The sequence below is a fragment of the Seonamhaeicola marinus genome (assembly GCF_008085455.1).
Genome location: NZ_VSDQ01000476.1, coordinates 1 through 402, shown reverse-complemented (window position 1 = coordinate 402; position 402 = coordinate 1). Strand labels below are relative to the sequence as shown.

Here is a 402-nt window from a genome sequence, read left to right as displayed (position 1 = left end):
GTTAGTGTTATGTGGCTATACTTTAAAATTTTAAAACTCAAAGTTTACTTTATGCAGAAAAAAATTACGTTATTTTTGCATTTTTATACACGTAATTAAGTAGTAGTAAAAAATGGATGAAAATTTCAAAATGGTAGCCAAAACATTATTTGGTTTTGAAGATTTATTAGCAAATGAGTTAACGCAACTTGGTGCGCAAGATGTTAAAAAAAGTGTGCGTAATGTAAGTTTTGTGGGCGATAAAGGCTTTATGTATAAAGCTAATTTAGGTTTGCGTACTGCTATTAAAATTTTAAAACCCATTCATTCATTTAAAGTATTTAATGAGCAAGATTTGTATAATAATATATACAAAATGCCTTGGGAGAATTATTTAAAATCATCAGGTTCATTGGCGGTAGA

General features: G+C 27.9%; 1 pseudogene. It reads left to right on the top strand.

What is annotated here, in order from left to right:
- Positions 1–112: 112 nt before the first annotated feature.
- Positions 113–402: pseudogene (locus tag FUA24_RS07810) on the top strand (THUMP domain-containing protein); the annotation flags it as partial.